General features: G+C 69.6%; 9 protein-coding genes. 7 read left to right on the plus strand and 2 right to left on the minus strand.

What is annotated here, in order from left to right:
- Positions 1-5 precede the first annotated feature (5 nt).
- A complete protein-coding gene (locus tag OG257_RS31685) occupies positions 6-707 on the minus strand; it encodes a DUF2470 domain-containing protein (protein WP_329212923.1) in 702 nt (233 codons plus the stop codon).
- Positions 708-900: 193 nt separating this feature from the next.
- Here OG257_RS31685 and rpsD point away from each other — a divergent pair, with 193 nt between their 5' ends.
- Positions 901-1,515 carry a 30S ribosomal protein S4 gene (gene rpsD / locus OG257_RS31690; protein ID WP_015607373.1) on the plus strand — a complete coding sequence of 205 codons (615 nt, stop codon included), beginning with the start codon at positions 901-903 and terminating at the stop codon, positions 1,513-1,515.
- Positions 1,516-1,531: 16 nt separating this feature from the next.
- On the opposite strand, the gene OG257_RS31695 is transcribed toward rpsD, so the two are convergent.
- On the minus strand, positions 1,532-3,730 hold the full coding sequence (locus OG257_RS31695; protein ID WP_329212924.1) for an ATP-binding protein: 2,199 nt from the start codon (positions 3,728-3,730) through the stop codon (positions 1,532-1,534).
- A gap of 228 nt (positions 3,731-3,958) precedes the next feature.
- On the opposite strand from OG257_RS31695, the gene OG257_RS31700 reads away from it, so the two are divergent.
- From OG257_RS31700 to OG257_RS31725, 6 genes are all read left to right on the plus strand, one after another.
- Entirely contained in the window at positions 3,959-4,408 is a 450-nt protein-coding gene (locus tag OG257_RS31700; protein WP_329215452.1) for a DUF948 domain-containing protein, read from the plus strand.
- A gap of 7 nt (positions 4,409-4,415) precedes the next feature.
- Entirely contained in the window at positions 4,416-4,760 is a 345-nt protein-coding gene (locus tag OG257_RS31705; RefSeq protein WP_329212925.1) for a DUF6167 family protein, read from the plus strand.
- Positions 4,760-7,429: an alanine--tRNA ligase gene (gene alaS, locus OG257_RS31710; protein ID WP_329212926.1), complete on the plus strand. Its 2,670-nt coding sequence runs from the start codon at positions 4,760-4,762 to the stop codon at positions 7,427-7,429. The genes OG257_RS31705 and alaS overlap by 1 nt, the downstream gene beginning before the upstream one ends.
- Before the next feature lie 7 nt (positions 7,430-7,436).
- The gene (ruvX, locus tag OG257_RS31715; RefSeq protein WP_329212927.1) at positions 7,437-7,910 is read left to right on the plus strand and encodes a Holliday junction resolvase RuvX; all 474 of its coding nucleotides are present in this window, start codon (positions 7,437-7,439) and stop codon (positions 7,908-7,910) included.
- Between the two features lie 99 nt (positions 7,911-8,009).
- Positions 8,010-9,773, plus strand: coding sequence for an endolytic transglycosylase MltG (gene mltG / locus OG257_RS31720; RefSeq protein WP_329212928.1), 1,764 nt, complete (start codon positions 8,010-8,012; stop codon positions 9,771-9,773).
- Positions 9,770-10,603, plus strand: a complete 834-nt coding sequence (locus tag OG257_RS31725; RefSeq protein ID WP_329212929.1) for a shikimate dehydrogenase — start codon at positions 9,770-9,772, stop codon at positions 10,601-10,603. The genes mltG and OG257_RS31725 overlap by 4 nt, the downstream gene beginning before the upstream one ends.
- The last annotated feature ends 60 nt before the right edge of the window (positions 10,604-10,663 follow it).

Raw genomic sequence — 10,663 nt, forward strand, 5'->3', positions numbered from 1 at the left:
CCGGGTCAGCAGGACGCCGCTTCGAAGAGTGTGTACATGGCGCGGCGCAGTTCGCTGACGTCGCGTACGGGGTCCGGGAATTCGAAGCGGGCGTCGAAGCAGTTCCCTCCGTCCTCGACGAACCGGACCCGGAGACCGAAGCGGTCGAGCGCGACCGGGACGGCGGCGGTCCGCCGGCCCGATCCGTCGTCCGCGGCCCGCTCGCCGAGCAATGTGGACAAGGTCTCCATCTGCTCGCTGTGGGCCGAGTGCAGATGCTGGAGCAGCTCGGCCTCGTTGCCGACGAGCGGATCGGGGTCCGCGTCGCGCAGTGCCTCGGGCTCGATGTCCTCGGCGCCCCACAGGTCGTCGACCGCCGCCTCCCCGACCTCCAGCCTGAGCATCATCCGGCCGGGCTCCGCCAGGCCCGGTACGCGGGTCAGCCAGCCGAAGATCCGGGCACGGCCGCGGATCCGGTGCGGGACGGAGACCGGTGCGACATCGGTGATCTCCAGCACGGCGGGGAGCTCGTCGCCCTGGGCGTGCGTCGCGGCCCGTACGACCGGTGAGTCGGCGGGGAACCGGAGGAACAGGTCCCCGTCGGGGCCGATGTACCTGGAGTCGGGCACCAGGAGGTCGGGAGGGATCACATCCAGCCCCGGTACGAGGAGTGCCGCGGAGCAGGTACTCTGTACGAGAGTTCGTGTGCGCTCGGCTGCTGACGGCATCCGAGTGTTTTCAAGCCCGCTGGGACGCGGCTGACCACGATCAGATCGGCCTTCCGTCGTAGCAGCACCTTCTGGTGTGCTGCCGCTGTCTGTGCTGTCCGTGACGTGAGTGGTGTTCCCAGGGCGAGACATGCGATCTCCTTGAGTAAGGTAAGCCTTACCTAACTTAACCTACAACGGAGGTCTGGAGAACGTGCCTAACCAGTCGCGTCCCAAGGTCAAGAAGTCGCGTGCCCTCGGCATCGCTCTGACGCCGAAGGCTGTCAAGTACTTCGAAGCCCGCCCCTACCCGCCGGGCGAGCACGGCCGTGGCCGCAAGCAGAACTCGGACTACAAGGTCCGTCTGCTCGAGAAGCAGCGTCTGCGTGCGCAGTACGACATCAGCGAGCGCCAGATGGCGCGCGCCTACGACCGCGCCAAGAAGGCCGAAGGCAAGACGGGCGAGGCGCTGGTCGTCGAGCTCGAGCGTCGCCTCGACGCCCTGGTCCTGCGTTCGGGCATCGCCCGCACCATCTACCAGGCCCGCCAGATGGTCGTCCACGGCCACATCGAGGTCAACGGTGGCAAGGTCGACAAGCCGTCCTTCCGCGTGCGCCCCGACGACGTCGTGCAGGTCCGCGAGCGCAGCCGCACCAAGGTCCCCTTCCAGGTGGCCCGCGAGGGTGGTTACGACACCGACGGTGAGACCCCGCGCTACCTCCAGGTGAACCTGAAGGCCCTGGCCTTCCGCCTGGACCGTGACCCGAACCGCAAGGAAATTCCGGTCATCTGCGACGAGCAGCTCGTCGTCGAGTACTACGCCCGCTGATTCAGGCGTAGCTCCCTCAGAGCTCGGGCCCGCCCCTCCCTGTTGTCCGGGAGGCGGCGGGCCTTCGCGTTTCCCCGGGCGCCGCCACGCCGCGGGCACCCTCCCCGCCCGGACGGACACGGGCCTCCTCGCCGAGGGCCCTCGCCACCGCGGCCTTCGTGTCCAGCCGGCTTCCGGAGCGCCGCTCGGCCTCGTACCGCACATCGCCGAGCACGTTCCGGGCCTGTGCCTCGCAGTCGGCGCGCGGCCTGCCGTAATACGCCGAGCCGAACAGGGGCAGGCCCACCGACGGCCAGATCCGCTCCGCGGCGCCCTGCAGCACGGCGGCCTCCGCGGCGTCGCCCTCGACGGCGGTCACCAGGGCCATCAGCTCCAACGAGAGCACCGTGCCGAGCAGATCGTGGAAGGTGTGCGCGATGGACAGTGCCTCGCCGAGCATCTGCCGCGCCCGCGTCGTCCGCCCGCGTTGCAGTGCGGCATAGGCCAGTACGTACAGCGCGTAGGCCAGGGCCCAGCGCTCCCCGTGGTCCTCGCAGATCTCGCGGACCTCGTCGCAGATCTCCGCCGCGCCGTCCAGGTCCCCTCCGAAGGCCACGGCCATCGCCAGCTCGATCTGGGCCATCAGCACATTGCTGTTCAGCTCACCGATCTCCCGGTAGCGCGCCAGGGCCTCGCGCAGCAGCTCCTCGGCGCGGACCAGATCGTCCGTGACGATCGCCAGGCAGCCGGAGCGGTGCACCGCGTAGGCCACCGCGGAGGCGTCCCCCGAACGCTCGCCCTCCTCCCGGCACTCCTGCAGGGCCGAGACCGCACCGATCGCGTCGCCCTGCAGCACAGCGACATAGCCCAGTACCCACAGCGCCTTCAGCCGCGACGGATCGTAGGGCGACTCCTCCTCCAGTACGTGGTCCAGCCAGTGGCGCCCCTCCGAGAGCCGGCCGCAGCCCGCCCAGTAGAACCAGAGGGTGCCCGCCAGGTACTGGGCGAGGTGGACCTCGTCCGGGCTCTCCATCGAGCACTCCATCGCCCGGCGCAGATTCGGCAGTTCGCTGTCGATGCGGGCGGCTGCCGCTGCCTGCCGGGGGCTGAACCAGTCGAGCTCGCACCAGGTGGCGAGGCCGAGGAACCAGTCCCGGTGCCTGCGGCGCAGCCGTTCGGTGTCACCGGTCGCGCCCAGCCACTCGGCGCCGTACTCCCGCACGGTGTCCAGCAACCGGTACCGGCTGCCCACCGCCGAGTCCTCGCGCAGGACGACGGACTGCGCGAGCAGCTCGTCCAGGACGTCGAGCACCGAGTCGGCCGGCAGGTCGGGACCGCTGCAGATGTACTCGACGGCCTCCAGGTCGAACTGCCCGGCGAACACCGAGAGCCGTGCCCACAGCAGGCGCTGCTCGGGAGCGCACAGCTCGTGGCTCCAGCCGATGGCCGTACGCAGGGTCTGATGCCGGGGCAATGCACTGCGGCTGCCTCCGGTCAGCAGCCGGAAGCGGTCGTCCAGCCGTTGGAGCACCTGTTCCATCGACAGGGCCCGCAGCCGCCCGGCGGCCAGTTCGAGGGCGAGCGGAATCCCGTCGAGGCGGCGGCACAGCTCACGTGCGGACTCCTGGTTGCCGTCCGTCAGCCGGAACCCCGGTTGTACGGCACGGGCGCGCTGGGCGAAGAGCTCCATGGCGTCCTCGTCCGTCATCGGCGCCAGCGTGAAGGTGGCCTCGCCGTCCACGCGCAACGGGCGGCGTCCGGCGGCGAGGATCTGCAGGCGCGGTGCCCTGCGCAGCAGTTCGCCCACGAGCCCGGCACACGAATCGGTGAGATGTTCGAAGCCGTCGATCACGAGCAGGAGTTGACGTTCGGCGCAGTGCTCCACCAACGTGGTGCGTGGCGGCCTCTTGGTGTGATCGGTGAGGCCCAGGGCGTCGACCAACGCGTGTTCGAGCAGGGCCGGATCGTGGATGGCCGACAGCTCGGCGATCCAGACCCCGTCGCAGTACCGTTTCTCCACCAGCGCCGCGATCCGGACGGCACAACGGGTCTTGCCGACCCCGGCCACCCCGGCGACCGTGACCAGTCGGGACTCGTCCAGCAGCAGCCCCAGCCGGGCCAGCTCGTCCTCGCGTCCCACGAATGTGTTCAGTTCGGCCGGGAGGTTTCCGTGGACGGCGGCGGGCGAGGGTTCGGCGTCGTCGGGTGCGGGGGAGGGGCGCTGAGGGCGTCGCATGAAACACGCAGAGTACTGGCACATAAGCTCTCCGTACAATCTCCCCGCCCCCGGGCTCGCCCCGCCCGCCCGTAATGCGGTACAGGGCCTGACGCCCGGCGCGATAGGGTCGAGGGACGAGGACCGGCTGTGGTGGCAGCACACACCGGCCGACCCGAGACAGGCAGAGACAAGCCCCGGCCGGGGCAAGCGACAAGCAGGGAGCGGTGCACTGTGTCCGGTGGAGAGGTGGCCGGGATCCTGGTGGCCGTCTTCTGGGCGATCCTGGTTTCGTTCCTCGCCGTGGTGCTGGTGAGGCTGGCCCAGACGCTCAGGGCGACCACCAAGCTGGTGGCGGACGTGACCGAGCAGGCCGTTCCGCTGCTCGCCGACGCCTCCGCGACCCTGCGCTCCGCGCAGACCCAGCTCGACAAGGTCGACGCCATCGCGAGTGACGTGCAGGAGGTCACCTCCAACGCCTCGGCGCTCTCCACCACCGTCGCGTCGACGTTCGGCGGGCCGCTCGTGAAGGTCGCCGCGTTCGGCTACGGCGTACGCCAGGCGCTCGGCCGCCGGACCGCTCCGGAACCGGAGCCGGCCCCCCGGACCTCCCGCCGCACCGTGATTGTCGGCCGTACCGTGCCGTCCGCCCGCAGCAGGAAGCGGAACGGCCGCAGCTCCCGTGGACAGAAGGACTGACGCAGCGATGTTCCGCCGTACGTTCTGGTTCACCGCCGGCGCAGCCGCCGGTGTCTGGGCCACCACCAAGGTCAACCGCAAGATCAAGCAGCTGACTCCCGAGAGCCTCGCGGCGCAGGCCGCCGACAAGGCGATCGAGGCGGGTCACAAGCTGAAGGACTTCGCTCTCGACGTGCGCGAGGGCATGGTCCGCCGAGAGGCCGAACTGGGCGGGGCGCTGGGCATCGAGGCGCCTGTCGACCCCGAACTCCCGGTACGCGCCCACTACGCAGTCGAAGCGGCCGACCCGGACCGCGCCGCCACGTACCGCAAGCTCCCCTACAACTCGAACAACCGGAATGAGGACCACTAATGGAGTCGGCTGAAATTCGCCGCCGCTGGCTGAGCTTCTTCGAGGAGCGCGGTCACACCGTCGTGCCTTCGGCGTCGCTCATCGCGGACGACCCGACTCTGCTGCTGGTCCCCGCGGGCATGGTCCCCTTCAAGCCGTACTTCCTCGGCGAGGTCAAGCCGCCCGCCCCGCGCGTCACCAGCGTGCAGAAGTGCGTCCGTACGCCGGACATCGAAGAGGTCGGCAAGACCACCCGGCACGGCACGTTCTTCCAGATGTGCGGCAACTTCTCCTTCGGCGACTACTTCAAGGAAGGGGCCATCCAGTACGCCTGGGAGGCCCTGACCAACTCCGTCGAGGACGGTGGCTTCGGCCTCGACCCCGAGCGTCTGTGGATCACGGTCTACCTGGACGACGACGAGGCCGAGCAGATCTGGCGCGAGAAGATCGGCGTTCCGGCCGAGCGCATCCAGCGCCTGGGCAAGAAGGACAACTTCTGGTCCATGGGCGTCCCCGGTCCCTGCGGCCCCTGCTCCGAGATCAACTACGACCGCGGCCCGGAGTTCGGCGTCGAGGGTGGCCCCGCCGTCAACGACGAGCGCTACGTGGAGATCTGGAACCTGGTCTTCATGCAGTACGAGCGGGGCGCCGGCGACGGCAAGGAGGACTTCCCGATCCTCGGCGACCTGCCGTCGCAGAACATCGACACCGGTCTCGGCCTCGAACGCCTCGCCATGATCCTGCAGGGCGTACAGAACATGTACGAGACCGACACCCTGCGCGTCGTCATGGACAAGGCCACCGAGCTCACCGGCGTGCGCTACGGCGCCGAGCAGGGCTCGGACGTCTCCCTGCGCGTCGTCGCCGACCACATCCGTACGTCGGTCATGCTCATCGGCGACGGCGTCACCCCCGGCAACGAGGGCCGCGGCTACGTGCTGCGCCGCATCATGCGCCGCGCCATCCGCAACATGCGCCTCATGGGCGCCACCGGACCGGTGGCCCGCGACCTGGTCGACGTCGTGATCAACACGATGGGCGAGCAGTACCCGGAGCTCCTCACCGACCGCAAGCGCATCGAGACCGTCGCCCTCGCCGAGGAGGCCGCCTTCCTCAAGGCCCTCAAGGGCGGCACGAACATCCTCGAGACCGCCGTCACCGAGACCAAGGCCGCGGGCGGCCAGGTCCTCGCCGGTGACAAGGCCTTCCTGCTCCACGACACCTGGGGCTTCCCGATCGACCTCACGCTGGAGATGGCCGCCGAACAGGGCCTCTCCGTCGACGAGGAGGGCTTCCGCCGCCTGATGCAGGAGCAGCGGGACAAGGCCAAGGCCGACGCCAAGGCCAAGAAGACCGGTCACGCCGACCTGTCCGCCTACCGCCAGGTGGCCGACACCTCGGGCGCCACCGAGTTCACCGGCTACACCAGCACCGAGGGCGAGTCGAGGATCGTCGGCCTGCTCGTCGACGGTGTTCCCTCGCCCGCCGCCTCCGAGGGCGACGACGTCGAGGTCGTCCTCGACCGGACCCCGTTCTACGCCGAGGGCGGCGGCCAGCTCGCCGACCAGGGCCGGATCCGGCTCGACACCGGCGCCGTCATCCAGATCCGCGACGTACAGCAGCCGGTCCCGGGTGTCTCCGTCCACAAGGGCTCGGTCCAGGTCGGAGAGGTCACGGTCGGCGCCGCCGCCTACGCCTCCATCGACAACACCCGCCGCCGCGCCATCGCCCGCGCCCACAGCGCCACGCACCTCACGCACCAGGCGCTGCGCGACGCCCTCGGCCCGACGGCCGCCCAGGCCGGTTCCGAGAACTCGCCCGGCCGCTTCCGCTTCGATTTCGGTTCGCCCGCCGCCGTACCCGGCACGGTCCTCACCGACGTCGAGCAGAAGATCAACGAGGTCCTGGCCCGCGAACTGGACGTCCAGGCCGAGGTCATGTCGATCGACGAGGCCAAGAAGCAGGGCGCCATCGCCGAGTTCGGCGAGAAGTACGGCGAGCGGGTCCGGGTCGTCACCATCGGCGACTTCTCCAAGGAGCTGTGCGGCGGCACGCACGTCCACAACACCGCCCAGCTGGGCCTGGTGAAGCTCCTCGGCGAGTCTTCGATCGGTTCCGGGGTGCGCCGTATCGAGGCCCTGGTCGGCGTGGACGCGTACAACTTCCTCGCCAAGGAGCACACGGTCGTCGCCCAGCTCCAGGAACTGGTCAAGGGCCGGTCCGAGGAGCTCCCGGAGAAGATCGCCGGCATGCTCGGCAAGCTGAAGGACGCCGAGAAGGAGATCGAGAAGTTCCGCGCGGAGAAGGTCCTGGCGGCCGCCGCCGGGCTGGTCGACTCCGCCAAGGACGTACGGGGCGTCGCCCTGGTCACCGGGCAGGTGCCGGACGGCACCTCGGCCGACGACCTGCGCAAGCTCGTCCTGGACGTGCGTGGACGCATCCAGGGCGGCCGGCCGGCCGTCGTGGCCCTGTTCACCACGGCCAACGGGCGCCCGCTGACCGTCATCGCCACCAACGAGGCCGCCCGCGAACGCGGCCTCAAGGCCGGTGACCTGGTCCGTACCGCCGCCAAGACCCTCGGCGGCGGTGGCGGCGGCAAGCCGGACGTCGCCCAGGGCGGCGGCCAGAACCCGGACGCCATCGGTGACGCCGTCGCCGCTGTCGAACGCCTCGTCACCGAGACGGCGTGAGCCGGAGATGACGCAGATGCGCCGTGGACGTCGACTCGCCATCGACGTCGGTGACGCCCGTATCGGGGTCGCCTCGTGCGACCCCGACGGGATCCTCGCCACGCCGGTGGAGACCGTTCCGGGACGTGATGTCCCGGCCGCCCACCGGCGGCTCGGCCAGATCGTCGAGGAGTACGAGCCGATCGAGGTCATCGTCGGTCTGCCCCGCTCGCTGGGCGGCGGCGAAGGTCCCGCGGCGGCGAAGGTCCGGGCCTTCGCCCAGGTGTTCGCCCGCTCGGTCGCACCCATTCCGGTGCGATTGGTGGACGAGAGGATGACCACAGTGACGGCCACTCAGGGACTCCGCGCTTCGGGCGTGAAGTCCAAGAAGGGCCGGTCTGTCATCGACCAGGCTGCCGCTGTGGTGATCCTCCAGAACGCTCTGGAGTCCGAACGGGCTTCGGGCCGAGCTCCCGGCGAGGGCGTCGAAGTGGTTGTCTGATCGCGATACGGTAACGTTCCGCGCGATGCGTCGGTGTTCGAACAAACACCGCACAGCGAAGCGAAGAGACGGAACGCGTCTCGCGGCTCTAGGGGATCGATGACTGAGTATGGCCGGGGCCCCGGCTCCGAACCGTGGCACCCCGAGGACCCCTTGTACGGGGACCAGGGGTGGGAAGGCGGCCGGCAGGCTGCCCACGGCCAGGGCCAGTACGACAGCCAGCAGCAGCCCTATGCGCAGGACCCGTACGCCCAGCAGCAGCCTCAGCAGGGCTACCCGCAGGACCCGTATACCCAGCAGCAGGCCCCGTACGCGCACCAGCAGGACCCGTATGCCCAGCAGCACCCTCAGCAGGGCTATCCGCAGGACCCGTACGCCCAGCAGCCCCAGCAGCCCCAGCAGCCCCAGCAGCCCCCGTACAACGGTGGCTGGGACACGGGCCAGCACGCCGCGATGCCGTACGAGCCCCAGCCCCAGCCGCCGTACGGCAATGCCCCGGGCGGCTACGGCGAGCAGGCCGACTACTACGGCACCGCCGAGGCATACCCCCCGCCGCAGCCCCCGGGCCGCCGCGAGCAGGCCCCCGAGCAGCAGCCGCAGCAGCAGCCTGAGCGGCAGAACCCGGACTGGGATCCGGATGAGCCCCAGGAGGAGACGCATCCTTTCTTCACGGGTGCGGACGAGCCGGCCGAGGGACGCGATTCCCGGAAGCCCCGCGGCTCCCGGGACGACGACGGCTACGACGACGACTCGCGCGAACCCCGCCGGGGCAAGGGCAAGAAGAAGAGCCGCAGCGGCTGCGCCTGCCTCGTCGTCTCGCTGGTCCTCGTGGGCGGCCTCGGAGGGGTCTCCTACTTCGGCTACTCCTACTACAAGAGCCAGTTCGGCGAGGCGCCCGATTTCGCGGGCGGCGGTTCGGGCGAGGTCGAGGTCGAGATCCCGGAGGGTGCACTCGGGAATGAGATCGCGAACATTCTGAAGAAGGCGGGCGTCGTGAAGTCGGCCGACGCCTTCATTTCTGCTCAGAACGGTAATCCCAAGGGGAAATCCATCCAGGCAGGCGTTTATCTCCTGAAAAAGGAGATGTCCGCGGACAATGCCGTGAAGCTGATGCTGTCCCCGACGAGCAAGAATGCATTGATCATCGCCGAGGGCCGGACCAATCGGGAGATCTACGCCAAGATCGACGATCGGATCGGCGTCAAGGCGGGTACCACCGCGAAGGTTGCCGAGACCCAGGGCGAAAGCTTCGACCTGCCCGACTGGGCGCCGGACGATCCGGATATCAAGGATCCCCTGGAGGGCTTCCTCTACCCCGCCGCCTATCCCGTCAGCAAGGGGGCGAAGCCCGAGGACGTCCTCAAGAAGATGGTCGCGCGGGCGAACAAGGAGTACGGCAAGGCCGACCTCCAGGCCACTGCGGAAAAACTCGGTCTCGAAGGTCCCTGGCAGCTGATCACGGTCGCGAGCCTCGTCCAGGCCGAAGGCAAGCACAAAGAGGACTTCGACAAGGTCTCGAGGGTTGTCTACAACCGTCTCAAGCCCGACAACACCGAGACATACGGTCTGCTCGACTTCGACTCGACGGTCAATTACGTCAAGAAGGAGAGCACGCTGGACATCGGTGCGGTCGATGACCTGCGCAAGCTCGACGATCCGTACAACACGTACCACGTCAAGGGGCTGCCGGCGGGGCCGATCAACAACCCCGGGGCCGAAGCGCTGAACTCGGCGGCCAACCCTGCCCCCGGCCCCTGGTACTACTTCGTGTCGATCAGCGAGGACAAGACGGTGTTCGCGGTGACGAACGAGGAGCACGAGCGGAACCGTCAGAAGTACGAGGACCAGAAGGCCGACGAGTGAGTACCCCCAGACGCGCGGCCGTCCTCGGCTCGCCGATCGCCCATTCGCTCTCCCCGGCACTGCACCGGGCCGCGTACGCGGAGCTCGGCCTCGACGACTGGTCGTACGACCGGTTCGACGTGGACGAGGCCGCACTCCCCGGGTTCGTCGAGGGCCTGGACGCCTCCTGGGCGGGACTCTCCCTGACCATGCCGCTCAAGCGGGCGATCATCCCGCTGCTCGACGGGATCAGTGAGACGGCCGCCTCGGTCGAGGCGGTCAACACCGTCGTGTTCACCGAGGACGGCCGCCGGGTCGGCGACAACACCGACATCCCCGGAATGATCGCGGCCCTGCACGAACGCGGAGTCGAGAAGGTGGAGTCCGCCGCCGTCCTCGGCGCCGGAGCGACCGCGTCCTCGGCCGTCGCCGCACTCGCCGCGATCTGCACCGGACCGGTCACCGTCTACGTCCGCAGCAGGGAACGCGGCGACGAGATGCGCGGCTGGGGCGACCGCCTCGGCGTCGATGTCCGGGTCGCGGACTGGACATCGGCGGGGGAGGCGCTGCGGGCCCCGCTGGTGATCGCCACGACCCCGGCCGGCACCACGGACGCTCTGGCCGGTGCGGTACCGGATGCCCCGGGCACTCTGTTCGACGTGCTCTACGAGCCGTGGCCGACCGCGCTCGCCGCTCGCTGGTCAGCAGCGGAAGGGACCGTGGTCGCGGGTCTCGATCTTCTCGTCCATCAGGCAGTCCTCCAGGTGGAGCAGATGACCGGGCGAGGCCCCGGTCCGCTGGCCGCGATGCGGGTGGCGGGCGAAGAGGCCCTGGCGGCTCGCGAGCACTGACGCCGCGCGGAGCACGGGCGGGCGAAGTGCACATTGCGGCCCGCCTCGTCCCGTTTCGCG

Source organism: Streptomyces sp. NBC_00683 (assembly GCF_036226745.1).
Taxonomy (GTDB): Bacteria; Actinomycetota; Actinomycetes; order Streptomycetales; family Streptomycetaceae; genus Streptomyces.